This is a genomic window from Campylobacter sp. VBCF_06 NA8 (assembly GCF_027737825.1).
Lineage (GTDB): Bacteria > Campylobacterota > Campylobacteria > Campylobacterales > Campylobacteraceae > Campylobacter_B.
This window is the reverse complement of sequence record NZ_JAOVUB010000002.1, coordinates 276,262-301,266: the sequence shown is the minus strand read 5'-3', so window position 1 is coordinate 301,266 and position 25,005 is coordinate 276,262. Positions and strand designations below refer to the sequence as shown.

Annotated in this window: 24 protein-coding genes; 15 read left to right on the top strand and 9 right to left on the bottom strand. The window is 41.4% G+C overall.

From position 1 onward, the window contains the following. Nucleotides 1-462 precede the first annotated feature (462 nt). The 3 genes from OFO10_RS04055 to OFO10_RS04045 all read right to left on the bottom strand — a co-directional run bounded on the left by OFO10_RS04055 (nt 463) and on the right by OFO10_RS04045 (nt 3,308). Nucleotides 463-1,098 carry a hypothetical protein gene (locus tag OFO10_RS04055; protein ID WP_270864495.1) on the bottom strand — a complete coding sequence of 212 codons (636 nt, stop codon included), beginning with the start codon at nt 1,096-1,098 and terminating at the stop codon, nt 463-465. Between the two features lie 112 nt (nt 1,099-1,210). After that, nucleotides 1,211-2,590: an FAD-linked oxidase C-terminal domain-containing protein gene (locus OFO10_RS04050; protein WP_270866227.1), complete on the bottom strand. Its 1,380-nt coding sequence runs from the start codon at nt 2,588-2,590 to the stop codon at nt 1,211-1,213. Further along, on the bottom strand, nt 2,583-3,308 hold the full coding sequence (locus tag OFO10_RS04045; protein WP_270861834.1) for a plasminogen-binding N-terminal domain-containing protein: 726 nt from the start codon (nt 3,306-3,308) through the stop codon (nt 2,583-2,585). The genes OFO10_RS04050 and OFO10_RS04045 overlap by 8 nt, the downstream gene beginning before the upstream one ends. A 129-nt stretch (nt 3,309-3,437) precedes the next feature. Between OFO10_RS04045 and OFO10_RS04040 the strand changes: the two genes are divergently transcribed. From OFO10_RS04040 to OFO10_RS04000, 9 genes are read left to right on the top strand one after another with little or no spacing between them, the layout of a single operon-like run. Then, nucleotides 3,438-4,607 (top strand): peptidoglycan DD-metalloendopeptidase family protein, encoded by a 1,170-nt coding sequence (locus OFO10_RS04040; protein WP_270861835.1) that lies wholly within the window; start codon nt 3,438-3,440, stop codon nt 4,605-4,607. Between the two features lie 8 nt (nt 4,608-4,615). Further along, nucleotides 4,616-5,998 (top strand): magnesium transporter, encoded by a 1,383-nt coding sequence (gene mgtE, locus OFO10_RS04035; protein WP_270866176.1) that lies wholly within the window; start codon nt 4,616-4,618, stop codon nt 5,996-5,998. After that, nucleotides 5,983-6,573: an NUDIX domain-containing protein gene (locus tag OFO10_RS04030; protein ID WP_270866175.1), complete on the top strand. Its 591-nt coding sequence runs from the start codon at nt 5,983-5,985 to the stop codon at nt 6,571-6,573. The genes mgtE and OFO10_RS04030 overlap by 16 nt, the downstream gene beginning before the upstream one ends. 49 nt (nt 6,574-6,622) lie before the next feature. Beyond that, the gene (locus OFO10_RS04025; RefSeq protein ID WP_270859031.1) at nt 6,623-7,246 is read left to right on the top strand and encodes a trimeric intracellular cation channel family protein; all 624 of its coding nucleotides are present in this window, start codon (nt 6,623-6,625) and stop codon (nt 7,244-7,246) included. Continuing rightward, nucleotides 7,243-8,409, top strand: a complete 1,167-nt coding sequence (locus tag OFO10_RS04020) for an aspartate aminotransferase family protein (RefSeq protein ID WP_270866174.1) — start codon at nt 7,243-7,245, stop codon at nt 8,407-8,409. Before OFO10_RS04025 ends, OFO10_RS04020 begins: the two co-directional genes overlap by 4 nt. Further along, nucleotides 8,406-9,362, top strand: coding sequence for an SAM-dependent methyltransferase (locus OFO10_RS04015; RefSeq protein ID WP_270866173.1), 957 nt, complete (start codon nt 8,406-8,408; stop codon nt 9,360-9,362). Before OFO10_RS04020 ends, OFO10_RS04015 begins: the two co-directional genes overlap by 4 nt. Further along, on the top strand, nt 9,362-9,718 hold the full coding sequence (locus OFO10_RS04010; protein ID WP_270859034.1) for a hypothetical protein: 357 nt from the start codon (nt 9,362-9,364) through the stop codon (nt 9,716-9,718). Before OFO10_RS04015 ends, OFO10_RS04010 begins: the two co-directional genes overlap by 1 nt. Further along, nucleotides 9,705-10,280, top strand: a complete 576-nt coding sequence (gene rsmD / locus OFO10_RS04005) for a 16S rRNA (guanine(966)-N(2))-methyltransferase RsmD (RefSeq protein WP_270859035.1) — start codon at nt 9,705-9,707, stop codon at nt 10,278-10,280. Before OFO10_RS04010 ends, rsmD begins: the two co-directional genes overlap by 14 nt. 28 nt (nt 10,281-10,308) lie before the next feature. Beyond that, a complete protein-coding gene (locus OFO10_RS04000; protein ID WP_270866172.1) occupies nt 10,309-11,070 on the top strand; it encodes a TIGR02757 family protein in 762 nt (253 codons plus the stop codon). Between the two features lie 25 nt (nt 11,071-11,095). Here the strand turns inward: OFO10_RS04000 and OFO10_RS03995 are convergent, their stop codons facing one another. From OFO10_RS03995 to brnQ, 5 genes are all read right to left on the bottom strand, one after another. After that, entirely contained in the window at nt 11,096-11,251 is a 156-nt protein-coding gene (locus tag OFO10_RS03995; RefSeq protein WP_270859037.1) for a hypothetical protein, read from the bottom strand. 9 nt (nt 11,252-11,260) lie between these two features. Next, entirely contained in the window at nt 11,261-12,214 is a 954-nt protein-coding gene (lpxD, locus tag OFO10_RS03990; protein ID WP_270866171.1) for a UDP-3-O-(3-hydroxymyristoyl)glucosamine N-acyltransferase, read from the bottom strand. A gap of 8 nt (nt 12,215-12,222) precedes the next feature. Continuing rightward, nucleotides 12,223-12,693, bottom strand: coding sequence for an acetolactate synthase small subunit (gene ilvN, locus OFO10_RS03985; RefSeq protein WP_270859039.1), 471 nt, complete (start codon nt 12,691-12,693; stop codon nt 12,223-12,225). Nucleotides 12,694-12,702: 9 nt separating this feature from the next. Beyond that, a complete protein-coding gene (locus OFO10_RS03980) occupies nt 12,703-14,391 on the bottom strand; it encodes an acetolactate synthase large subunit (RefSeq protein WP_270861843.1) in 1,689 nt (562 codons plus the stop codon). Nucleotides 14,392-14,553: 162 nt separating this feature from the next. Beyond that, complete coding sequence (brnQ, locus tag OFO10_RS03975) at nt 14,554-15,870, bottom strand: branched-chain amino acid transport system II carrier protein (protein WP_270866170.1); 1,317 nt, start codon at nt 15,868-15,870, stop codon at nt 14,554-14,556. Between the two features lie 145 nt (nt 15,871-16,015). Between brnQ and radA the strand changes: the two genes are divergently transcribed. The 4 genes from radA to OFO10_RS03955 all read left to right on the top strand — a co-directional run bounded on the left by radA (nt 16,016) and on the right by OFO10_RS03955 (nt 21,174). Continuing rightward, a complete protein-coding gene (gene radA, locus OFO10_RS03970) occupies nt 16,016-17,365 on the top strand; it encodes a DNA repair protein RadA (RefSeq protein WP_270866169.1) in 1,350 nt (449 codons plus the stop codon). Nucleotides 17,366-17,408: 43 nt separating this feature from the next. Beyond that, on the top strand, nt 17,409-19,793 hold the full coding sequence (locus tag OFO10_RS03965) for a heavy metal translocating P-type ATPase (RefSeq protein ID WP_270866168.1): 2,385 nt from the start codon (nt 17,409-17,411) through the stop codon (nt 19,791-19,793). Next, the gene (gene ccoS, locus OFO10_RS03960) at nt 19,790-20,014 is read left to right on the top strand and encodes a cbb3-type cytochrome oxidase assembly protein CcoS (RefSeq protein WP_270859044.1); all 225 of its coding nucleotides are present in this window, start codon (nt 19,790-19,792) and stop codon (nt 20,012-20,014) included. The genes OFO10_RS03965 and ccoS overlap by 4 nt, the downstream gene beginning before the upstream one ends. Before the next feature lie 386 nt (nt 20,015-20,400). Further along, nucleotides 20,401-21,174, top strand: coding sequence for a hypothetical protein (locus OFO10_RS03955; protein ID WP_270866167.1), 774 nt, complete (start codon nt 20,401-20,403; stop codon nt 21,172-21,174). 321 nt (nt 21,175-21,495) lie between these two features. Here OFO10_RS03955 and thyX read toward each other — a convergent pair whose 3' ends face one another. Next, nucleotides 21,496-22,119, bottom strand: a complete 624-nt coding sequence (thyX, locus tag OFO10_RS03950) for an FAD-dependent thymidylate synthase (RefSeq protein ID WP_270866166.1) — start codon at nt 22,117-22,119, stop codon at nt 21,496-21,498. Between the two features lie 128 nt (nt 22,120-22,247). Between thyX and OFO10_RS03945 the strand changes: the two genes are divergently transcribed. Both OFO10_RS03945 and OFO10_RS03940 read left to right on the top strand, forming a co-directional pair. Further along, a complete protein-coding gene (locus OFO10_RS03945; RefSeq protein WP_270861850.1) occupies nt 22,248-23,600 on the top strand; it encodes a sodium-dependent transporter in 1,353 nt (450 codons plus the stop codon). 26 nt (nt 23,601-23,626) lie between these two features. After that, complete coding sequence (locus OFO10_RS03940) at nt 23,627-24,964, top strand: sodium-dependent transporter (RefSeq protein WP_270866165.1); 1,338 nt, start codon at nt 23,627-23,629, stop codon at nt 24,962-24,964. Nucleotides 24,965-25,005 lie beyond the last annotated feature (41 nt).

The following is a 25,005-nucleotide window of genomic DNA, read 5'->3' as shown; positions in this document are numbered from 1 at the left end:
GGATTTATAGGATTATTTATTTGCGTTATATTATTTATCATACATTCTGTAAGTATGGTTTTTCTACTTTGGTTGGTTGATAATATTATTTATTATGGAGAAATAAAGCAAAAGATTTTTGGTTTTTTTGCAATATTCTTCGGACCCATTATAAGTTTTTTTGTGTGTTCTTATGTTTATTTCTTGTTTTTCACATAAAAAAAGTATTTATGTGTTTATGCTTATTGTCCCTATATTTGTATTTTTTACGATGAAAATAACGAAAAACAAAATAATTGATTATTTCAATATACCAGAAGATTTGGGTATAGCAGAAATTATTGATATAACGATAGCAATTTTATTATATGTAGTTACAAAAATATTAATAGAAAAATTAATTTTAAAGGATGAAAAATGATAAAATTTGATAAAAATATAAAATTCGGTGGGCAAGGATACCCACCCTACGGTGCTAGGAAATTAAATTCTGGCTTTATATTCCAAAATTCTATCTACTATTATAATAATACTTGGAATAACCAAAACAAACAAACCCACAAAAATAGAAAATACCCATAATGCCTTTTCGCTACCTTTAACGAAATATGTAAGTATTGTTGAACTTAAACACATAATAATCAATGGAATTGTATGTTTTGAAAAAAATAATACAGCAAGCGTATCTCTATAACTTAATTTTATGTCATAAATTTCATTTATAAGACCATATTGTTTCGCAATTTTTAATATTGGGATAGCATAACCTTTCTGTTCCAAAATAACCTCTAATCTTAATTTTGCAATGATTTTTAAAATATTTTCTGGTTTTTCCTTGTCTTTCAACATATAAAAAATAGCTTTGTGACAATTGTCTTTATTGATGTCTGAAACATGCATACTTGTTAATTTTTGAAAATCGCTGTAAATTTTAGTATATCTAGGTGTGGTTAATTTAAAAAATTTTGTAAAATTTATATCATATATTTCAAAAATAAATTCAAAAATACCATAAAGAGCACCAGGCAAACCAACCACTAGCACAAATTTAATCCCTTCAATCCAAATAATAAGCCCAAGTATTAATACAAAAAATAATACAGATAATACATCCTTCATAAAAATCCAGAAATTTAAAATTTAAGAAATTATAAAATTTGAATTTAAATATTAAATTTATTGATTTTAAAAATTTTATTAATCAATTTAGCCCATAAAAATGAGCTAAATTTCATAATCCCATTTTGTTTGGATTTAGGATATTGTTTGGATCAAAGGCCTTTTTAATCGCGCGGAAAAGCTCCATTTCAGCCTCGTTAAACGCCATTTTCATATACGGAGCCTTCGAAATACCAATCCCATGCTCCCCACTTAGCGTGCCACCAAGCTCCACGGTCGCTGCGAAAATTTCCTCGATAGCTAGGTGAGCCTTTTTGACCTCTTCGACATTGCTTTTATCAGCCATGACATTTGTATGGACATTGCCATCGCCTGTGTGTCCGAAACAAGGCGTAACAAGCCCGTATTTAGCCGAAATTTCAGCGATTTTATCCAAAAGCGCAGGTAAATTCGAGCGTGGCACGGTGATATCTTCATTTAACTTCAAAGAGCCGTAGCAGGTGATTGATTGCGAGCAGTTTCTGCGCGCAAACCAAATATCCGCACTCTCGCGCTCGTCCTTTGCCACACGAAATTCGCTAGCTCCATTTGCCATAAAACTATCTTTTATCACGCGCAAATCGGCTTCTAGGCTATCTTCGATATTGCCATCTACATCGCAGATTAGTATCGCCCCAGCGCTAGTTGGCAGACCTTTGTGAAATTTCTGCTCGACAGCCTTTATACACAGATTGTCCAAAAACTCCATTGCCACGGGCGTTACGCCACTCGCCATTGTCTTATACACAGCGTCCATTGCGTTTTTCACACTTGGGAAAATTCCCATTGCGGTCTTTTTAAATTTAGGCATTGCGATGAGTTTTAGCGTGATTTCGGTAATCACGGCAAGAGAGCCCTCACTAGCAATTAAAATTCCAGCGATATTATACCCAGCGACATCTTTTATCGTGCGTTTGCCAGCGCGTATGATTTCGCCACTAGGAAGCACAGCGCGTAGAGCCATAACATAGTCTTTGGTTATGCCGTATTTCGCCGCTCTCATACCGCCTGAGTTTTCAGCGACATTGCCACCAAGCGTGCTGTATGCCTCACTCGCAGGATCTGGTGGGTAAAACAGCCCCATTTTGGCGACTGCATTTTGCAAATCTTTGTTTATCACGCCGGGTTGGACGACGGCGACTAAATTTTGCAAATCAATCTCTAAAATTTTATTCATGTGCTTTTCAAAGCCTAGAATTATCCCGCCCTCATGCGCCAAAGAACCGCCTGTAAAGCCACTTCCAGCCCCGCGCGGGATAATTGGCAGATTGTGAGCATTGCAGTATTTTAAAATCTCGCTTACATCGCTCTCATCTCGCGGGAAAAGCACAGCGTCTGGCTTAAAGCGCCTTCTAGTCGCGTCGTAGCAGTAGGCGATTTTATGCGCTTCGTCGAAATAGGCGTTTTGCTCGCCTAGTAAATTTGTAAAAAATTCTATATCAGAATTATTCATCATCTAAGCCCAAAAGATATGAGTAGTGTCTGTCATAGTCGCTAATCGGACCATTTGTGAAATCCCAAAACACGGTTTTGATATCGCCTACGCGCGAATAAAACGGAAGCGTGTAGTAAGCGACCTTGCCACTTTCATAAGTGCGAAGTGGTTTGAAGCTGCCGCAGTCTGCGAATACGCTCTTTTCGTTCATTGCGACAAAAATCAGCCCAGTGCTGTTTTTCGCGCAAATTTTGCGGAAATCATCACGACTTGGATTTGGTTTAGAATTTAGCCTCAAATACGCTCCGCCAAGGTCAGGGTGAATAAACTCGATATTTGGGAAAGCCTGCACGATTTGTGCGTAAATTTCGGCATTTGGAGCCACGATTAGGGCGCGGTCATAAAGGTAGTTTAAAATCACCTTATCACCATTAGCTGGCAAAATTTTTGGTAGTGGCAGGGCTTTTTGCTCCAACATACCAAAGACTTCAAATCTGATTTTTGCCTTTGCGCCGGATTTTTCGCTGACTACTGCGCGCGCGATGATAGCGTTTTCGCCGTTGCCGAAATCATGCATTACAATCCCAGCGCTTCCTACCATGATAGCGGGATTATCAGCGATTACGGCTTCGCCATTTTGCACATCAAAAATCAGTGTTTCATAAGGTGGCATGTAAAACTCAGCCCCAAAAACAGATGATAAAAATAGCCCCAAAGCAAGTAAAATTCGTTTCAAATTTAACTCCTAAAATAAAATTTTCGCCAATTATACATAAGAATTTACAACAAACGGCAAGGGATATTTGCCAAATATAAACCAAATTTGGCTAGAATTGAGGTTTTAATTTCAATTTTAAAGCGGTTTATGATGAGAATTTTTGCACTGATTTTTTTACTTTTTAGCCTTTCATTTGCCAGTTCTTCGAGTGTGGAAAAATTTAAATGGCCCTCAGGCGTGAGCTTGCTACAATTTATGGAAAATTTCTCTATTCCGCTCTCGACATATTATGATTTAGACAAAGAGGACCAAGAATTAGCCGCCGAAGTGCGCGCAGATGTCGAGTGTATGATGCTAAAAGACCCGCTTGGCAAAATCGTCCAAGTCCTAATCCCCATAAACGACGAACTTCAAATCCAAATTTACCGCGATAAAAAGGGGATTTACAAATTTATCTACACGCCAATCGTTTATGAGCAGCACTCTTACGCTTTAAGCATTGAGATTACTTCATCGCCATCAAACGATATTTTAAAAGCTACTGGAAGTATCGCGCTAGCAAACGAATTTTCGAGCGTTTTTAAAAACGAGGTAAATTTCAAAAAACTGCAAAAAGGCGATCGCCTTACGATTTTATACGAGCAAAAAACTCGCCTTGGACGCCCATTTGGCGGGGTTAAAATACTAGCTGGCACAATCGAGGAAGCAAAAAAACCAAAATCGCTTTATTATTTCGAGGACAAATACTACAACGAAACCGGCAAAAAGGTCGAGCATTTCGTCCTTACCACGCCACTTGTTTATACTAGAATTTCATCTCGTTTCACGCCTAAACGCTTCCACCCGGTGCTTAAACGATACCGCGCGCACCTAGGCGTGGATTATGCTGCACCAAAAGGCACGAAAGTAAATGCCGCAGGCAATGGAAAAGTAACCTTCGTAGGGCGCAAAAACGGCTATGGAAACACCGTCGAAATCAACCACGGCGGAGGTTTGGTTACGCTGTATGCGCATTTAAGCGGATTTGCCAAAGGGTTAAAAGTCGGCATGAGCGTAAAACAAGGGCAACTAATCGCCTATGTAGGCTCCACAGGCCTAAGCTCGGGGCCGCATTTGCATTTGGGTCTGTATCGCAACAACCAGCCAGTCGATCCCCTAAAAACCATAAAAATCACAAAATCAAATTTCGTAAGCGAGGAAGAGCGCAAATTTAAGGCGTTGGTAAAGGATATGAACGCTAAATTTGACGCGGTTAAAGACGGCTCGAAAAACCCAGCGAAATTTGAACCTTATGAAAATTTAGTCAGCATAAATTAGAGGCAAAAATGGAAGCAAAAGATAAAGAATTTTTGACAGATTACGAAGAAGCCGAAGCTCTTTTAGAGGCGCATATCGGCGATACGATAGAAGAAGAGCTAAGCCCAGCGGACCTTGCAGATCACTTAAAGGCGCTTAAAAAACACGACGAGGAAAAATATGTCGAATTCTTAGAAAAACTCGACCCCGAAGACCTCGCTGACGCTGCGCTTGAAATGCCAGATCACATGCTCGAAGATATCATCGAAACCCTTCCTAGCGAGAAAATCGTCGAAGCTATCGAGGAGCTAGAAAGTGACGATCAAGCAGAACTACTCCAAAGTATCGAAGAAATCGACGAAGATAAGGCAAAGGAGCTTTTTTACGGGCTTGATGAGGACGATCGCCACGATATTTTGACGATTAACAAATACGACGATGACGAAGCTGGCGCGTATATGCAAACCGAGGTTTTTAGCGCACGCGAAAACCAAACCCTAGGCGAAGCTGTCGATATGCTAAGGGTAATGCGCCAAAACGGCGATATCGAAAATGTCTTTCAGCTCTTTGTTTTAGATGATAAAGGCCACATGCTAAGCGCGTTTTCGACCTCGGATTTGATTTTATACGATTTTTCGCTCACGCTAAAAGAAATTTCGCAAAAATTTAACGCAGACGCAAAGGTGCATTTCGCCACTGATACCGATAAAATCGAAGATGTCATCAAAGACTTCGAGGAATTTGACCTAAATGTAATCCCTGTTTTGGACGCAAACGGCGTGCTGATTGGGCGAATCACAGCCGATGATGTGCATGATTTGATTCAAGAGCGCGCCACAGAGCAAATTTATAACCTTGCTGGTGTCAATGATGAGGCTGAGGAGGAAGATACTGCATTTTCAGCTGGAAAGGCGCGTGCATCGTGGCTGGGCGTGAATTTATGCACGGCGATTATCAGCTCGATTATCATCGGACTTTTTGACGCTACAATCGAGCAGCTCGTCGCCCTTGCCGTGCTTATGCCAATCGTGGCCTCCATGGGTGGCAACACAGGCACACAGGCTCTCACCGTTACGGTTCGTCGCCTAGCCCTTGGCGAAATCGAGGCGCGCGATATCCGCTCGGTAATCACGCGCGAAGTTACCATTTCGCTGGTAAATGGCTCGATTTTTGCCGTAGCAATGGGAGTTGTGGCGTGGGTGTGGTTTGGTATGAAGCTTCTTGGCGTCGTGATTGCGATGTCAATGGTGATAAATTTGACCTTGGCTGGATTTTTTGGCGCGATTATTCCGATTGCATTGCGCCGTTTTGGAATTGATCCAGCTGTGGGAAGCTCGGTTTTGCTGACCACGGTTACTGATATAGTGGGATTTTTTAGCTTTTTAGGACTTGCGACATGGATATTGATATAAAAAATTTTAAAATTTCAAAACTCGAACACTCGAATTTCATTAAGCCATTTAGGCTAAATTTTGAATTAAACGGCGAGATGCGCGCATGGGACTGCGTCAAGGTGCATGATAGCGTCTCAATACTGCTGTATCACAGCGAAAAAAAGGCGTTTTTGCTCGTTAAACAGTTTCGCCCAAGTGTGTGGTTTTACCAAGACGAAAATTTAATAAACTGCGATGAAAAGGGCTTTACCTACGAGCTGTGCGCTGGGATTTTAGACAAAGGCATTAGCGAGGAACAAACCGCAATCGAGGAAATTTACGAAGAAACCGGATATGAGCTTAAAAATTTAGAGTTTATCACGAGCTTTTACAGCGCGCTTGGTTTTGGCGCAAATCGCCAAATTTTATTTTACGGCGAGATTGATGAGAGTATGAAAAAAGGCGCAGGTGGCGGGGTCGATGGCGAGAATATCGAGCTGTATTTTTTGCCGCTAGATGAAGCTAAAAAATTTATGTATGATGAAAAAATCGTGCGAGCCTCTGGGTTAGTGGCGGCGTTTTTGTGGTTTTTCCAAAACAAGGGCGAAATTTAATGCAAATTTTAGCCCAAATTTCACTAAATTTTAGAATTTATTCACGCCGATGACACAGCATAATATCATTTTATATATCGAATACATCGGCATTGCCTCGGCTTCTTTGAGCGGATTTTTATTCGCGGTTAAAAGGGATTGCGACTGGCTGGGGATTTTTTTGGCTGCGTTTTTAACCGCCCTTGGTGGCGGGATTGTGCGCGATATCACGGTGGGCAGACCGCTGTATTCCTTCACGCACTATATGCCAGTAATCATCGTCATTGCGGTGCTTATCGCCTCGCATATTTTCGCAGCCCAGACCAAAAAACTGCAAGGCAGATTTATATTTATTTTCTCCGACGCAATCGATGTGATTTGCTTCTCGATTGTCGGGGCTATGGTTTCAATCGAGTATGGATTAAATGTTTTTGGGGCGATACTTATCGCCTTTTTTAATGGCGTTGGGGGCGGAATTTTGCGCGATGTGCTATTAAACGAGGTGCCGTGGTTTTTGCGCACGGGGCTTTATGGAACGATAAGTATGGGTGTCGGGCTGGTTTATTTTATCTTAGACTGGCTTGACTTGGCGAATATTTACACGATTTTGGCACTATTTTTCGCTGGGATTGTGGTTAGGATGTTTGCGTATTATAGGGGTTGGCATTTGCCAAAAGTGGAGTATAACAAATGAAGTATTTAATGAGTAATTTTTCTAGGGTCGATGTCGCTTTTACGAGGGGTAAAGGCGCGAAACTATGGGATAGCAACGGCGAGAAATACATTGATTTCGCCGCAGGTATCGGAGTGTGTAGCTTAGGGCATGCAAGCCCTGTGGTGATAGAGGCCATAAACACGCAAAGCGCGATGATAATCCATAGCTCGAACATTTATAGAGTCCTGCCACAAGAGGTGCTAGCCAAAAAAATCAGCAATCTTTTGGGCTATCAAACATACGCTGTGTTTTGCAACTCTGGGGCAGAGGCGAACGAAGCAGCCATAAAAATGGCGCGCAAATACGGCACAACCAAATTTGAGAGCAAAAAATATGAAATTTTGACTTTGAAAAATTCCTTCCACGGACGCACAATGGCTACTTTGAGTGCCACAGGACAGGATAAATTTCACCCTGAAATTTTCGCTCCATACATTGAGGGATTTAAATTTTACGACGGAATCGATGAAATCATCGCAAATATCAGCGATAAAACGGTCGCTGTGATGATAGAACTAATCCAGGGCGAGGGTGGAATTTGCCCGCTGGATAAAAAATCAGTCCAAAAACTAGCCAAAGTTTTGAAAGAAAAAAACCTACTTCTAATCACCGACGAAGTCCAATGTGGCGTCTATCGCTCGGGCGAGTTTGTCACGAGCAAATTTTATGAGATAAAACCAGATATTATTACCTTTGCCAAAGGGCTAGCAGGTGGCGTGCCAATCGGAGCGTGCGTGGCTAGGGAAAATATCTTTGCCCCTGGCGAGCATGGAAGCACATTTGGCGGCAACCACCTAGCCACATCGACCGCAAACGCCGTTTTGCGCGAGCTAGAATACCTCTACGAAAGTGGCGAGCTTAAAAAAACTATCGCTGAATTTGAAGAAAATTTAGACAAAATTCTAAAAGATTTCCCAAATTTCTTCGAATCTCGCACAGGGCTTGGGCTAATGCAAGGCTTGGTTTTAAAAGACAGCACATATCTAAGCATACTCTTTGCCGAGTGCCTAAGAAACGGACTTTTGGTGCTAAAATCAGGTAGCAAAACGCTAAGATTTTTACCGCCATTAAACATAAAGAAAAAAGAGATAAAAGCAGGATTTGAAATTTTGCGCAAGACTCTTGAAGAGCTTCAAGATTGAAATTTAGCGATTTTTTCGAAGCATGGCTAAATGATAGCTACTACGCAAGTGGCGTTAAAATCGGCAAAGAGGGCGATTTTTACACCGCTGTTAGCGTGGGAAGCTTTTTTGGGATTTGCTTGGGGCGCGAAATTTTGCGCCTTAGTGCGAATTTTGCTGGCAAAATTTCACTCGTCGAAATCGGCGCAAATGAGGGATTTTTGCTCGCTGATATAGCGCAAGCGCTTTTTACTTTCGACCCAAATTCTTTGGCGAAATTTGAGTTTGTCATCATCGAGCCACACCAGAGGCTGCGCCAAATCCAAAGCGAAAATTTCGCTAAAAAATTTGGCGATGAAATCACGCTAAAACACTTCGCTTCGCTAAAAGAGGCGAAATTTTGCGAGGCGATTTTTATCGCAAACGAGCTTTTTGACACCTTCAAATGCGAGGTCGTCCAAGATGGCAAAATGCTTTATATCGAGGATTTTAAACAAATTTGGCGCGAAATTTGCGATAATGAAATTTTAAAATTTAGCGCTGGGGGCGCAGAAATTCCGCTTGGATACGAGGAATTTGCTAGTAGCATTAATGCGCAAAAATTCGCCTTTTTGACATTTGATTATGGCAAAATGGGCGCGAGTGGGGAAATTTCGCTTAGAATTTACAAAAATCACCAAGTCTATAATTTTTTTGAAATTCAAAATTTAGCCGAATTTTACGGGGTAAGCGACATTACTTACAATGTAGATTTTGAAATTTTAGCGCGAGCTTTTGAGAATACTGGCGCGAAAATTGGCAGATTTATGAGTTTTGAAAAGGCCTTAATCGAATTTGGCGCGACACAAATTTTGGAGCAATTTGCGCAAAATTTGGGTCAAAACGGCTATCAAAACGCCCTAGCCCAGTTTAACCACCTGCGCCACGAATTTGGCGAAAAGTTCAAATTTATCGAGTTTTTAAAAGGATTTTAATGAGAGTTTTTATCGATTGCGAATGCGAGATTATGCAAAAAAGCCTCGAAATGTTTTTGGCAAATTTTGCCGTGCAAAATTTAGGCGAGGCCGATTTTGTCGTGACAGACACTGCCAGAGCAAGTGCCAAACCGCTCTTTATCATCGCCAAAAACGGCGATTTAGAACTGCCGTTTAGCAAAGAACAGCTTGTTTTAGCGCTTAAAAATTTTAGCGCAAGCGAGATCGTGCAAGCTAGCTATAATAAATTTGAGTTTTCACAAAATTTGGATTTAGAAGCGCAAATCGGCGCAGTATTTGATGAATTTAAGGCGCGAATTTTAGAAATTTTAAGGAAACAAAGTGGCGAAATTTAGAGGCAAAATTTCAAGCGGAATTTACAAAGGAAAAAGCTTGGAACTCCCAAGCCTAGGGACTACGCGCAGCACGAAATCGATCGTAAAGGGCTCATTTTTCGACTCATTTAGGTATGAATTAGAGGGCAGCTGCTTCATCGAGGGCTTTGGCGGAAGCGGCGGCATGGCACTCGAAGCCCTTAGCAACGGCGCAAAAGAGGTTTTTGCTATCGAAAAAGATCGCAAAGCTTACGAAATCACAAGGCGCAATTTCGCCCTTTTTGGCGTGGAAAAAAATGCCCTAAATGGCGATTGTTTCGCGCTTTTGCCACAAATTTTGGCGAATTTAGACAACGAAAAAATTTTCATCTACCTTGACCCGCCATTTGATATCAGAGATGGTTTTGCTGGAATTTACGAGCGCGTAGTGGGCCTAATCTGCGAAATTTGCGAGTGTGAGAGGGTGAAATTTGTGATAATCGAGCACGCAAGTGAGGTGAAATTTGAGGCAAATATCGCCAAATTTAGCCTTTTAAAATCCAAAAAATTTGGCGCCACGACGCTATCTTGCTATGCAAAATAAAATTTCAAAAAACCTTAGTGGTGTCGAAATGAAGGCACTTTTGGAGTATTATTCGGCGCGTAGCAATACTGATGAAAATCTTTTTAGCGCCCCAGATCCCTTGCAAGTGCTAAAACCTCTCGCCCGCACCCCGCACGCGCCCGTAATCGCACTAATTTGCGCACTTTTTGCCTATGGAAACGCAGGGCAGATAGTGAAATTTTTAAATTCGCTAAATTTTGATTTGCTTGGAAGCGATGAAAAGACGATAAAATCAGCTTTGCAAGGCAAAAAATACCGCTTTCAAAGCGAGCGCGATGTGGCGGAGATTTTTCTCGCGCTTCGCAGGCTTTACGAGTGCGATATAGAAAAAATCATTTTAAATGGTATGAAAAATGGCGAAATCATAAACGGCATAAATGCGCTCATAGCCCAAATTTACGAGCTTTCAGAGTATCGCTCGGCTGGATATGAGTTTTTTTTCGGCAAAAATTTCACCGCTAAACCGACCTCGCCATACAAACGCTACAATCTGTTTTTGCGCTGGATGGTGCGCAAAAGCGATATAGATTTGGGGTTGTTTTCGCGCATAAGTTCGTCCAAACTGCTCATACCGCTCGATACTCACACGCATAAGGTCTCGCTAGCCTTGGGTTTGATTGATAGGAAGATTTATGATTTTCGCGCTGTTAGCGCTCTTAGCGCGAAACTGCGTGAGTTCGACCCGCACGATCCGATAAAATACGATTTTGCGCTGTATAGACTAGGACAAAGCAGAGAAATTGAGGAATTAATAAAAAATTTGAAGTGAAATTTAGCCCATTTTTGGGCTAAATTTAGATTTCTACGACTATTTTTCTGGCGTTTTCATCGACATAGATTGCAAAAATTTCGTGTTTTTTCTCGCCCACGACTTCCACTTCACAACCCCTAAGCTCGGGGCTTTCTAGCAAAATTCTAGCGATTGTATCATTTAACTCTTCTAGCGTCATTTTTAATCCTTATTTATCTTTGAAAAATCGCGCGATCTTGGCTTGGAGTTTAAACCACTCTTTTAGCTCCATTATCGGGTGGCCGGCGAAATTTTTACCAGCTGGCAGGTCTTTGCTAATTCCGCCTCTGGCTGCGACTTGGACGAAATCCCCTACCCTGACATGTCCGCCACTGCCTGCTTGACCGCCAAGGACGACATTTCTACCAAGTATAGTCGATCCTGCAAGTCCCACTTGTGAGACGATTAGGCAGTTTTGACCTAGCTCGCAGTTGTGTCCGATTTGGACTAGATTGTCGATTTTGGTGCAAGATGAAATTATCGTAGAGCCAAAAACCGCCCTATCTATCGTGGTATTTGCGCCGATTTCGACCTCATCTTCGAGCACGACATTTCCATTGTGATAAATTTTAACATGCGTGCCGTCGCTTCTGTGCGCGTAGCCAAAGCCGTCCGAGCCGATAACTGCGTTTGCTAGGATATGGCAACGAGCCCCTATAATCGTGTCGTTGTAAATCACGACCCCTGGGTGTATCACACAATCATCGCCGATAACGACATCATCGCCGATATACGCACCAGCGCAGATTACAACTCTCTCGCCGATTTGGGTATTTGAGCCGATATAAATGCCCTTTGCGATTTGCGCACTTTTAGCAATCGCGCTTGGGCGAGGCTCCCTAATAAGCGGTTTTGCGAAATATTTGCTCAGTATAGCAAAGGCTAGGTGCGGATTGACACACTCGACTTTGATTATGTTTTTTGGAACCTCTACGCCCTTTTTTACCAAAATCGCGCACGCCTTACTATCGGCGATAAATTTTTCATTTTTTTCGCTATCGCAGTAGCTAAGCTCGCTCCCACTTGCATTTTGCAATGAATTTATCGCTGCGATTTCGGCATCTTCGATTCCCAAACTAGCAAAATCCATTCTTAAAATTTTAACAATTTCAGAAAGTTTCATATATTCTCCTACATATCAAGTGCGACGCTACCGCTTCTGACGATATCGATTGGGTTGTATTTTTTCACGGTCTTTAAAAAACTCTCGATTCTATCAGCGTCATCGCACGCCATAAGCACGATATGGTTTTCGTCGCTGTTTGCGATAGAGCCGTTATACGCTTTTAGCAAAGCGTCAAGTCCGGCTAAATTTTCGTTTAATGCGATTTTTATTAAAACCATCTCTTTTTCGACAAAATTTGCCTCCTCGATTACTTTATAAATCGGGATTAGTTTGTGAAGTTGCTTGGTTATCTGCTCGATAATGCGCTCATCACCCAAGGTTACAATCGTAAGACGCGATAAATTTGTATTTGGGATAGGTGCGACGGTTAGGGAGTTGATATTATATCCGCGCCCTGCAAAAAGCCCAGAAATACGAGAAAGCACGCCGTGTTCGTCCAAAACTATGACTGAAATAATTCTTTTTATACTATTCATAATCAAATCCTATTCAAATATCATATTATATAGCGCGCCACCTGCTGGCACCATTGGGAAAACATTTTCGAAGCGATCGACCTTAACCTCGATAAAGCAAACCTTATTGCTTTCAAGCGCAGTTTTTAGCGCGCTTTCAAACTCAGCTTTTGTGCTAACGCTAAATCCAAGCCCGCCAAAGCTCTCTACGAGTTTTACGAAATCTGGCTGTTTGCTAAGATCCGTCGATGAAAATCTCGCACCATAAAACATACTTTGCCACTGTCTAACCATACCCAAAAAGTTGTTATTAAGTATGATATTTACGACACCAAGATTATTTTCGCTAAGCGTCATTAGCTCTTGGATATTCATTAAAATTGAGCCATCGCCTGTGAAATTTATAACCTGTCTTTTCTCGCCAGCGTAAGCTTTCGCTCCCATTGCAGCAGGCAAGCCATATCCCATAGTGCCAAGCCCACCACTTGTAAGAAGCGTGCGAGGGCGGTTAAATGGATAAAACTGCGCTACCCACATTTGGTGCTGTCCGACATCTGTGACGATGATAGCGTCATCGCTTGCGATCTCGCCAGTTTTTTGCACTACCCATTGTGGTTTTAAAACCTCATCGCTATCTGTGTATTTTAGCGGGTGAATTTCTTTATAAATTTTGATTTGTTCGCGCCATTTGGCGTAGTTTGCAGGCTCTGCTTCGTCCTTTAATCTAGGATTTAGCTCTGCTAAGACCGATTTTACATCGCCTACGATTGGGAAATGCGCATTTACGATTTTTGAAATCGAGCTTGGGTCGATATCGACATGGATTATTTTTGCGTTTTTAGCGAATTCTTCGAGTTTTCCAGTTACTCTATCATCAAATCTCGCTCCAAGGCAGATTATAAGGTCAGTTTCGCTAAGCGCCATATTGGCTGCGTAGCTTCCATGCATTCCCACTAAGCCCAAATTTAACTCATCATCGCTTCTCATCGCACCAAGTGCCATTAGAGTTTCTACTACTGGGATTTGCGTGATATGTGCTAGCTGTCTTACTTCCTCGCTAGCCTCGCTTAAAATCACGCCACCGCCGATATAAATTATCGGGCGTTTGGCCGCCATTATTAGCTCAGCTACTTTTTTTATCTGTTTTGCGTTGCCTTTGTAAGTCGGGCGATATGTTTGCATTTTTATCTCATCTGGATAGATAAACTCGCCAAGTTTAGCCGTAACATCTTTTGGCACATCGATATGCACAGGACCCGGTCTGCCAGAGCGCGCGATATAAAACGCTTGTTTTAGCACCATTGGAAGCTCTTCAACGGTTTTTACTAGGAAATTGTGTTTGACACATGGTCTTGAAATTCCAACCGCATCAATCTCTTGAAATGCGTCAGTTCCGATAAGCGAACCAGCAACCTGTCCGCTAATTAGCACGATTGGGATAGAATCTGCATACGCAGTGGCAAGGCCTGTGATTGCATTTGTAAAACCAGGACCGCTTGTTACGATAGCTACGCCGACCTTTCCGCTAGCACGCGCGTATCCATCAGCCGCCATAGTCGCAGCCTGCTCGTGGCGCACCAAAATATGTTTAAAATATGTCTGTTTGTATGTTTCATCATATATGTTTAGCGCAGCGCCACCAGGATATCCAAATACTACCTCAACGCCCTCTTGATGAAGCGCCTCGATAATCATCTGCGAACCGTTTAATTTCTCCATGTTCAATCCTAATTATGAAATGACTGGGTATTTTATTATTTTTTAGATTAAATTCTAAGAATTTTTTAAAGAATTTGATTAAATTTTATATTTTTGTAAGAATTTGGTTAAATTTAAGGCAAAATTTAAAAGGCTTGCGAACGCGCGCAAGCCTAAATTTGGTTAAAATGATTTTTTCGTAAGGATATGTATCAAAAAACTAATCACAAAAGCCACTACGCTAGGCACAATCCAGCCAAGCATAGCATCATAAAATGGAAAGCTACTAACCCAGTTAGTGATACCTGGAATTTTGATTTTTAAGACATCTAGTCCATTTACGATACCCACAGCGAAGCTCGCATACACGCAAGCCCTATAAACTAACTTGCTTGTATCGATTAGCGGATCGATTAGCGATAAAATTATAAGCATAATCGCAGCTGGATAAATCGCGATTAGCACGGGGATACTCGCGCTAATAATCGTTGTAAGTCCAAAATTTGCCACACCAAATGATACAAAGCAAAGTATCACAACCCACGCTTTGTATGGAATTTTACCTTTTACTAGGTTTTCAAAATACTGGCTACATGAGCTAATCAAACCCAAAGTCGTAGTAAGGCAGGCTAGGAAAAATGCAAGCCCTAGCAAGGCTGTGCCGACACTGCCAAAAAGATAGTGGCTGATTTTGCTAAGGTATTGTGCGCCGTTTGTTACATCAGGAAAAAGGCTAGCCGCACTCGCACCAAGATATGAAATCATCAGATAAATCACGGCTAAAAGCGCACCCGCAAACATACCCGCTTTTATCATAGATACGACGATATGTCCCTCATCACTAACACCGCGCGCTCTCATCGCATTTGCGATAATGATACCAAAGGCTAGTGAAGCCAAAGCGTCCATAGTCTGGTATCCATCGACGAAACCACTTGCGACTGCGTGATCTCTATAAGCTTCGTTTGGAGCGACAAATTCGCCCATAGGGGTGAAAAACGACGATACAAAAAGTCCCAAAATCAAAATCAAAAGCACAGGCGTAAGGTAGCGTCCGAGCAAATCGACGAGTTTTGATGGATTTAAGCATAAAACAAAATTTAGCGCAAAATACGCAGCCGAATATATCAAAAGCCACATTTGCACCGATGTTTCGGCGACATTTTCGCGCACGACGATATCAAATGGCATATTTGCAGCACGCGGTATCGCAAAAAGCGGTCCGATAGTCAGATACAATGCGACTGTAAAAATCAGCGCAAACACAGGATCTACGCGCTCGACTAAATTTGCCAAGCCCTTTGATTTAGCCACAGCTGCGACGCCAAGGACTGGGATTAAAATCGCGGCACAGCAAAAAAACATAATTCCCACGAAAAAGTTATCGCCTGCGTTTTTGCCCACAATCGGCGGAAAAATGAAGTTTCCAGCACCAAAATACATAGCAAAAAGCATTAAAGCAATGGTAAAAAACTCTTTTTTGGTAAGCTTTCTGTCCATGAAATCTCCTTATCAAAAATTTAATCGTTCATTTTCTCATTATTTAATTTAAATTTCATTTAAATTTTATTTTTACTAAAAATTTAAGGCAAAAATTTTTGCTATAATCGCGCGAAATTTAATAAATTTATCAAGGTAAAACAAAATGGCAAAATCAAAATCAACACTTTTCGAGTGCCAACACTGCGGAAATCAACAATCCAGATGGCTTGGCAAATGCCCTGATTGTGGCGCATGGGATAGCTTCGTGGAGCTAAAAGCCGAGCAGATTAAAACCCTAAAAGAGATAGAAAAATTAGAGCAAAAAAAAGGTGCGAGCGGCGCAAAAGCAATAGATGAAATCCAAATCGAAGATGTCGTGCGCATAGATACCAAAGACGCTGAGTTAAATTTGGTTTTAGGTGGCGGGCTTGTGGAGGGCTCACTCGTGCTAATTGGCGGAAGTCCTGGCATAGGCAAATCTACGCTTTTGCTCAAAATCGCTGCAAATTTAGCCAGCCCAAATTCGCCCGCACTCTATGTCAGTGGCGAAGAAAGTGCCAGTCAAATCAAAATGCGAGCCGACCGCCTAGGCGCAATCAACAAAAATTTATTCTTGCTAACTGAGATAAATTTAAACACGATTTTAGATGAAATTTCAAGCAAAAACTACAAAAGCGTCATCATTGATAGTATCCAAACCCTTTATAGCGACAAAATTTCATCAGCCCCAGGCTCGGTTACGCAGGTGCGTGAGATCACATTTGAGCTAATGCGCCTTGCCAAAGAGCGCGGGATTAGCATTTTTATCATCGGGCATATCACCAAAGAAGGCTCGATTGCAGGGCCGCGCATTTTAGAGCACATGGTCGATGTAGTGCTGTATTTCGAAGGAGATGCGAGCAAGGAACTTCGAATTTTGCGTGGTTTTAAAAATCGTTTTGGTTCTACTAGCGAGGTTGGAATTTTCGAAATGAGCGAAAAAGGGCTAATTAGCGCAAAGGATGTCGCAAGTAAATTTTTCACTCGCACCAAACCTGCCTCAGGCTCAGCGATAACCGTGACTATGGAGGGCTCACGCGCCCTAGTAGTCGAAATCCAAGCCCTAGTTTGCGAAAGCTCGTATCCCAAACGCTCTGCCACAGGATATGACAAAAACCGCCTCGATATGCTTTTAGCGCTTTTGGATAGGAAACTTGAAATCGGTCTTGGCGGATACGATGTCTTCGTAAATGTCATCGGCGGGGTCAAAATCAGCGAAACCGCCTGCGATTTAGCCGTAGTCGCCGCAATCGTAAGTAGCTTTAAAAATCGCCCACTTAGCAAAGAAAGCGCATTTATTGGCGAAGTTAGCCTAAATGGCGAAATTCGTGAAATTTTCAACCTCGATGCGCGCATAAAAGAGGCTAGTTTGCAAAAATTTAAAAACATAATCTCGCCGATGAAACCGCAAAACTCCCTTGGGCTTAAAATTTTTCACGCCACGGAAATTTCGCAAATCCTTGATTGGATGTAAAAAAATGCTATAATCGCGCGAAATTCTTGGACGGACAAATTCAATGGAAAAATGCGATCACTGCCACGGCTCGTTTGAGAGTGCGGAGCTTTTTAGCGATGAGTCGGGGCATAAGTTTTGCTGTAATGGGTGCAAAAATGTCTATTATCTTTTGCAGGGGCAAAATTTGGGCGAATTTTACGAGCGCCTTGGCAAAAATACCCTGCGCCCAGCCAAACAAAATGCCCAAATTCAGGGACCAGCTAGCAGTATTTACAAAAACTATGTCACCAAAGATAAAGACGGATTTAACCAAATTTCGCTTTTAATCGACGCAATTCACTGCTCGGCGTGTGTCTGGCTAAACGAAAAAATCCTAAATAACGCCACTGGCATAATCGAAGTAAGCCTAAACGCAGCCTCGCACAAAGCGCGCATTGTATGGGACGAAGAGCAAATATCCTTAGCCGAAATTTTAAATTTAATCCGCTCGATTGGATACGATGCCTACCCTTATGACACAAACACCCAAAACGCCAAAGACACGGCAAAACGCAGGGAATTTTACGCTAGGCTTTTGGTTGGAATTTTTTGCGTTATGAATATAATGTGGATCTCAATCGCGCTGTATGGCGGGTATTTCACGGGGATCGAGCAGGGCACGAAGGATATTTTACACTTTGCCGAGTTTATCCTAGCTACGCCTGTGCTTTTTTATACTGGGGCAGTATTTTTTAAGGGTGCATTTTATGCGCTTAAAACTCGCACCCCAAATATGGACTTGCTCGTTGGTCTTGGGGCTTTGGTAATTTATATTTATTCGCTTTATGTTATGTTTTCGCGCAATGGCGAGGTATATTTCGAATCCGTAGCGATGATAATCACCTTTGTTTTTGCGGGAAAATATCTGCAAATTTTAAGCCAAAAAAGGGCTGGCGAAAATTTAAGTTCGCTTTCAAATATGCTTCTTGGCGAGGTTTGCACACTTAGTTTTGACGGAAGCTATGCAAACAAATCTCCAAACGAGGTGCAAATCGGCGATGAAATTCTCATAAACCAAGGCGATCGCGTCCTAATCGACGGCGTGATAAGCAGCGGTGAGGGAAGTTTCGATTATTCGGGCATTTCGGGCGAGAGTATCCCAGTATCGCTAGGCAAAAACGATGAAATCAAATCAGGCTCGCTCTGCCTCTCTGGCTCGCTAAAATACCGCGCAAACGCCGATTTTAAGGGCTCGTTGCTTAGCAAAATCGTCGAGCTTTTAGAAAACGCAAATCTAAAAAAACCAAAATTTGAAATTTTGGCTAATAAAATTTCAGGCTATTTTTCGATTTTTGTCATAGCCGTGGCGTTTGTGGCGTTTGTGTTTTGGTATGCCAAAGCAGGCTTTGCAAGCGCGCTACTAATCAGCGTTAGCGTCATCATCATCGCCTGCCCTTGCGCCCTAGCCCTTGCCACGCCGATTGCAACGCTGTGCGCGATCTCTGTGGCGCTAAGGCATGGCATAATCTTCAAAGAGGCCAAAATGCTAGAAATCCTCTCCAACGCCGATACTATCGTCTTTGACAAAACAGGCACGCTCACAAGCTCTGCGCTAATCGTCAAAAAAAGCGAAATTTCGCCACTCTGCGATATCGGCGCGCTAAAAGGGCTTGTGCAAAGCTCAAACCACCCTATTTCCGAGGCCGTGCTTGAATTTTTAAATTCGGGCGAATTTGCAAAATTTGCGCCTGCGAATTTAGAAAATATCACAAACCACCCAGCCAAGGGCATTAGCGCGAAATTTGGCGAAAATGAAATTTATGGCGGAAGCGCGAAATTTATGTGCGAGCTTGGCGCAAATGTCGCTAGCGGGGATTTAAGCGAGTATTTTTTCATGCAAAATAGGCAAATTTTAGCCAAATTTTGGCTTCTTGCGCCACTTAAAGATGATAGCAAAGAGGCCATAAAAACGCTAAAAGATTTAGGTTACGAGCTTCATATCATCAGCGGCGATCACCAAAACGCCGTCAGTGCGATAGCGCGCGAGCTAGAAATAGTGAAATTTGGCGCGCAAATTTTGCCAGATGAAAAGGCTAGCTATATCCAAAATCTCGCTAAAATGGGTAAAAAAGTGGTAATGGTAGGCGACGGGATAAACGACGCAGCCGCGCTTAGCCTCGCTCATGCTGGGATTTGCCTAGGAAATGGCGCGAATCTCAGCGTGCAAAAAAGCGATATCGTGCTTATCAAAGACGATATGACGAGCCTAGTGCGCGCCATGCGTATCGCGCGCAAAACTGGCAGTAAAATCCGCCAAAATATCGCTATTTCGCTACTTTATAACCTAATCACGATTCCGCTTGCGTTTTTGGGATACGCAATTCCGCTGTTTGCGGCACTCTCGATGAGCCTAAGCTCGGTAATCGTGGTCGCAAACTCAATGCTTTTAAGAAGGATAAAACTATGAGCAACGCCGTGCTAATGACTATGGTTACGATTTCGCTAATACTTGGATTTTGCGTGTTAGGCGGGCTTTTGTGGGCGCTGAAAAATCATCAATTCGATGATTATTCTAAATTTCTTGGCGGGACAGAATTCGACGGCGAGGACGCACTCAACGAAGCTGTGAAAATGGAAGAAAAACGCAAAGAGGCGTTAAGGCGAAAAAAAGAAAATTTGGATAGTTGAAATTTAGAGTAAAATTCCACTTAAATTTCGCGGAAATACTGCTCCGAAATTTCTTACTCATAGATTGCCGCGCGGGGCTCACAATGACACAAAATTTGTGTTTTGGTGATTTTTGCTCGTAGATTGCCACGAATTTTGCTGACGCAAAATTCTCGCAATGACAGTTTATACAAATTTTGCCTAATTTGTCATTGCGAGGAGCGAAGCGACGAAGCAATCTACGAATTTAAAATTCACAGACGCTAAATTCGCTGTCATTGCGAGGCGATTTATCGCCGAAGCAATCCAGAGATTGCAAAATTTAAAACGCCTGACGGCGTGCTGGATTGCTTCGATTTACTTCGTAAATCTCGCAATGACGAAAATTTTATAAAAAGGATTAAATTTTGGAAAATTTAAATTCTAAAAACGACTTTTTTAACAAAAACAGAAATTTGAGAGATTATGATAAAGAGCCATTGATTTTATGCGATTATAGCAGAGAAATTACCTTTCATAATATTTTAAATTCTATATTTTTTCTTATTTCTTTGATAATTTTTATGGCTATTTTAGGAATAAAAAATTATGCAGATTTTAACGATATAATGGAAAAAATTTTTATTTGGCTTACGATATTTATAGTGCTTTTATTGATTGATTATTTGATTATTTTCTTATCAAAAGAACGCCGTGTATCGCTTTCTAATACAAAAGCAACTTATTATAATGCCGATTTGAAAATATACAAAATTTATAGTTTGCTCGGAAATAAGGAATTTTCATCATTTTTATATGCGATAAATAGAATAAAAAATGTATTTATTTATCCATTTTTAATCTTTTCTATAACTGGCTTTTTATTTACTTTCGATAGTGATTTTATTATAGGCTTGCTTGTGTGCATATTCGTTGTATTTTCAGCGACTATGTATGATGTTTTATTTCGTATGTTGGTTTATAAAAAATCAAATAAAAATCTTACAAATTTTTGGGAATATTCACAGAAATTTGTAATTGATATAGGTTGGATTGATGGCGGGAGAATTGTAACTGCTGGTGCAACAATTTGCTTTTTTAATCAAAAAGACCATGATTTATTGAAAGAATATTTTTTCACAATTTTTCATCTGAATTTGGATAAAGATATAAAAAAACTTGAAAGAATAAAAATTTTCTAATAAGGAGACACAATGAGTAGAGAAACAGTTGCTCAAATCGAGCTAGACAAGCTAGAAGCAAGGCTACAAATAATAAATATAAACAGTTGGTAAAATTTTGCAAATTTAAACCCAAACTATCAAATTTGAGTTTAAATTTGTGAATTTGATAAATTCGGTATTTTAAAATACTGACCGAGATTAAATTTACATAAAATGTCATTGCGAGAAAACGAAGTTTTCGAAGCAATCCAGGGAAATTTAAAATTAAAATTCAACCCAAATTTAGCATTGAATTATTTTTACTGAAATGCTTCGCATTTCTTTGCAATGACACAAATTTTACAATTCTTGCGGATTTGCCTTATACATACAATGCTCGAAGATAAATTTATGCTCTTCTGGCAGTGCTGCAAAGAGCGCATTTGCGAGTGCGCGTATCTCCCAAAGTGCTGATTTGCTAGAACGAAGAGAGAGGAAGTTTTGCAGGCTTCTAGCATTTATGCTCCACGCTAGCTCGGTTTTATAGCACTCTGGCAGGCAGTATTTGGCGATATCTAGGCTAGTGTTTGCGCCTAAAATTTCCCTTAGATTATTTAGGGCTTTTATGCTTGCGCTATCGACAGCCTCGTTGCCTGTTAGCACGATGTATTTTGCGGCACTATCGCTTGTGATCTCAGGCTCATTTCTTAGCTCTTTTAGCGTGTAGCGGGTCGATTTCACGCTCAGGCTTGCCATACGATGCCTCGCTAACTCTTGTAAAAGCGCGCGCGAGATACCCTTGATATAAAAATTATAAAAAATGTGTTCGAGCGTAGATGAGTGCTTCATTTCATTTCCTACGCGGTTGATTAGCGCTAAGTCCTTTTCGCCGCCGTTATCGCCCCGCTCGAAGCTTTGCCAGCAAGTTCTTATGGCGTTCGAACATACCCAAAGTGGCGTGAAATTCAAAAGTTTTACTTCCATAAATTTTCCTTGATTAAATTTTATAACGCGTGATTTTAGCCAAAATTTGCAAATATATTTAAATTTAAAAGGCTTAATGTAAGCTAAATTCTGATAAAATTGGCAAATTTTTTACCAAAAGGAAAAGTATGAACGACAAATTCACACGCATTGGTTTTATCTTGGCGGTCGCAGGCTCAGCCGTGGGACTTGGAAACGCTTGGAAATTCCCCACACTCGTAGGTCAAAACGGCGGTAGCGCATTTATTTTGCTCTATCTTTTGCTCACATTTTTGGTAAGTTTTGTCATTTTTATCGGCGAAATCACCATAGGTCGCCTTGGCGAGAGCGATCCAGTCGATAGCTACCGAAGACTTGCCCCTAGCAACAAAGAGCTTTGGAGCAAGGCTGGATTTTTGATGATTACTGCGCTTTTGATTTACTCATTTTACAGCGTCGTAATGGGCTGGATCTTAAAATACACAGCCACATCGATTTTTTCGTTGCCTCAAAATTTAGACGATAGCGGTGCGATGTTTAACGCTTTGATTTCAAATTCGCCACTCGTAGCGATTATCTGCTTTACGATAATGTCGCTTGTGTGCTTTTTGATCGTCTCAAAGGGTATCAAAAACGGAATTGAGAGATTAAATATCTGGATGATGCCTAGCCTTTTTATCCTGCTTGTGCTTATGGTTTTGTATTCGGCTAGCTTCGACGGATTCGCACAAAGCGCCAAATTCTTGCTTTTGCCTGATTTTAGCGCGCTAAATTCACAAAGCGTGCTTGACGCGCTAGGATTAGCGTTTTTCACACTTAGCCTTGGCGTAACTACGATTTTGACATACGCTGCAAGCCTACCAGAGCGCACCAATATCCTAACTTCGAGCATTAATATCGTTTTAATCAATGTAATGATTGGCGTTATGATGGGTCTTGTTGTTTTCACATTTATTTTCGAATTTAACGGCGATCCAGCACAATCAGGACCAGGGCTGATTTTCGTTTCCCTTGCCGTGCTATTTAGCAAACTTGGCTTTATCGGGCATATTTTGGCGTTTGCATTTTTCCTAACCCTACTTTTCGCCGCCATTACCTCAGCGATTTCGATGATTGAACCAGCTGTTTATTACCTAGTCAAATCCCGCGCATTTTCTCGCGCGAAAGCTTGCGTGGCGGTTTTTGTATTTACCTATGTGCTAGGAATTGCCTGCATTTTGGGATACTATGGCGCGACAAGCGAGTATTTCGTCATCGCAGGACAGCCGTTTTTCGACGCGCTGGATTATTTGACATCTAAAATTTTAATGCCACTTGGCGGATTAATCATTGTCATTTTCGTAGGATATGTCATCAAAAAAGACGGCGTTTATGCCCTACTTTCGCCGTATATGGGAGATTTGGGCTTTAAGATTTGGTATTATGTCCTACTTCGCGTGGTATCTCCGCTTGCGATTTTTGTAATCGCGCTAAGAGAGCTTGGAATTGTAAATTTTGGATAGTCAAATTTGAAATTTAAAGAAAAATTATGAACGATAAATTTAGCAAAATCGGCTTTGTTTTAGCGGTCGCTGGCGGTGCTGTGGGGCTTGGAAATGCGTGGAAGTTTCCAACCCTAGTCGGTAGCAACGGCGGAAGCGCATTTGTGCTTTTATACCTCGTGCTTACACTCGGGATTGGATTTAGCCTATTTTTAGCTGAAATGGCGATTGGGCGCATTAGCAGAGCCGATTTGCCTAGCGCGTATAGATATCTAGACCCCAAAAATGGCGAAAAGTGGAAATTCGCTGGAATTTTCATAGTGGGCGGAATTTTTGTTTTGTCATTTTATCTCGTAATCCTTGGCTGGGTTATGAGATACATTTTCATCGGTTTTAGCGCGCTTCCTGCCTCAGTAGATGAGGCTGGCGCACTTTTTGGGGGCGTGATTTCGCACTCGCTATTTTCAAGCCTTGCATTTTATGCGCTAGGGCTTGCGCTGACACTTTTTGTGGTATCGCGCGGAATCAAAAGCGGCATAGAAAAGCTAAATTTGATAATGATGCCCCTGCTTTTCGTACTTTTGCTTTTAATGCTAGGATATGCGGTTTTTATGGACGGGTTTGGCGAGGCGGTGAAGTTTTTATTCACGCCTGATTTTTCCAAAATCACCGTCGCTAGCGTCCTAGACGCGCTTGGACTTTCACTTTTTACCCTTTGTATCGGAATTGGCTGTATCGCTGCGTATGCTGCTAGCCTTGGAGAGGGTGTAAAGCTAGTGAAAAGTTGCGTAAATATCGTATTTATCAATATCGCAATCGGGCTAATGATGGGGCTAATCGTATTTACATTTATCTTCGAATTTAACGCTAGCCCATCTCAGGGTGCAGGACTAGTGTTTGTATCGCTTACCACAATGTTTGCTAAGCTTGGCTTTATGGGGCAAATTTTAGCGATTTTGTTTTTTGTGTCGCTGTTTTTTGCTGGGATTACGAGCGCAGTTTCAATGATAGAGCCATTTATCTTGTATCTTGTCAATCATTTTGGCATTTCTAGAAGTAGAGCGTGTGGGCTATCAGGCATAGTCGTAGGCGCGCTAGGAGTGTGCTGCACGCTATCAATGAACGCGGAATTTGGCGAGAGTTTTACATTTTTTGGCAAGGGATTTTTCGATATTTTAGACTTTTTGACCTCAAATATCATGCTTCCTCTTGGCGCGCTAAGTTCGGCGATTTTCGTCGGATTTGTGATGAAAAAATCCCTTTTGGCAGAGTTTTTTAGCGAGGATATGGGCAAGGGTGCGTTTGAGATTTGGTATTTTTCACTAAGATTTATCGCCCCTCTTGCAATAATCATAATAATGGTAAATTTGCTATTTTTTAGCTAAATTTGGAGAGTAAAATTTAAAATTTGGGCTACCGAAATTTC

Bases quoted from the DNA above. Each gene is read 5' to 3' on its own strand.
- brnQ (WP_270866170.1), bottom strand. From the start codon at position 15,870: ATGGACAGAAAGCTTACCAAAAAAGAGTTTTTTACCATTGCTTTAATG.
- radA (WP_270866169.1), top strand. From the start codon at position 16,016: ATGGCAAAATCAAAATCAACACTTTTCGAGTGCCAACACTGCGGAAAT.
- ccoS (WP_270859044.1), top strand. From the start codon at position 19,790: ATGAGCAACGCCGTGCTAATGACTATGGTTACGATTTCGCTAATACTT.
- OFO10_RS04025 (WP_270859031.1), top strand. From the start codon at position 6,623: ATGACACAGCATAATATCATTTTATATATCGAATACATCGGCATTGCC.
- OFO10_RS04050 (WP_270866227.1), bottom strand. From the start codon at position 2,590: ATGAATAATTCTGATATAGAATTTTTTACAAATTTACTAGGCGAGCAA.
- OFO10_RS04055 (WP_270864495.1), bottom strand. From the start codon at position 1,098: ATGAAGGATGTATTATCTGTATTATTTTTTGTATTAATACTTGGGCTT.
- OFO10_RS04000 (WP_270866172.1), top strand. From the start codon at position 10,309: ATGAAGGCACTTTTGGAGTATTATTCGGCGCGTAGCAATACTGATGAA.
- OFO10_RS04040 (WP_270861835.1), top strand. From the start codon at position 3,438: ATGATGAGAATTTTTGCACTGATTTTTTTACTTTTTAGCCTTTCATTT.
- OFO10_RS04010 (WP_270859034.1), top strand. From the start codon at position 9,362: ATGAGAGTTTTTATCGATTGCGAATGCGAGATTATGCAAAAAAGCCTC.
- ilvN (WP_270859039.1), bottom strand. From the start codon at position 12,693: ATGAATAGTATAAAAAGAATTATTTCAGTCATAGTTTTGGACGAACAC.
- lpxD (WP_270866171.1), bottom strand. From the start codon at position 12,214: ATGAAACTTTCTGAAATTGTTAAAATTTTAAGAATGGATTTTGCTAGT.
- thyX (WP_270866166.1), bottom strand. From the start codon at position 22,119: ATGGAAGTAAAACTTTTGAATTTCACGCCACTTTGGGTATGTTCGAAC.
- OFO10_RS04020 (WP_270866174.1), top strand. From the start codon at position 7,243: ATGAAGTATTTAATGAGTAATTTTTCTAGGGTCGATGTCGCTTTTACG.
- OFO10_RS03945 (WP_270861850.1), top strand. From the start codon at position 22,248: ATGAACGACAAATTCACACGCATTGGTTTTATCTTGGCGGTCGCAGGC.
- OFO10_RS03980 (WP_270861843.1), bottom strand. From the start codon at position 14,391: ATGGAGAAATTAAACGGTTCGCAGATGATTATCGAGGCGCTTCATCAA.
- OFO10_RS04030 (WP_270866175.1), top strand. From the start codon at position 5,983: ATGGATATTGATATAAAAAATTTTAAAATTTCAAAACTCGAACACTCG.
- mgtE (WP_270866176.1), top strand. From the start codon at position 4,616: ATGGAAGCAAAAGATAAAGAATTTTTGACAGATTACGAAGAAGCCGAA.
- OFO10_RS03965 (WP_270866168.1), top strand. From the start codon at position 17,409: ATGGAAAAATGCGATCACTGCCACGGCTCGTTTGAGAGTGCGGAGCTT.
- OFO10_RS03940 (WP_270866165.1), top strand. From the start codon at position 23,627: ATGAACGATAAATTTAGCAAAATCGGCTTTGTTTTAGCGGTCGCTGGC.
- OFO10_RS03995 (WP_270859037.1), bottom strand. From the start codon at position 11,251: ATGACGCTAGAAGAGTTAAATGATACAATCGCTAGAATTTTGCTAGAA.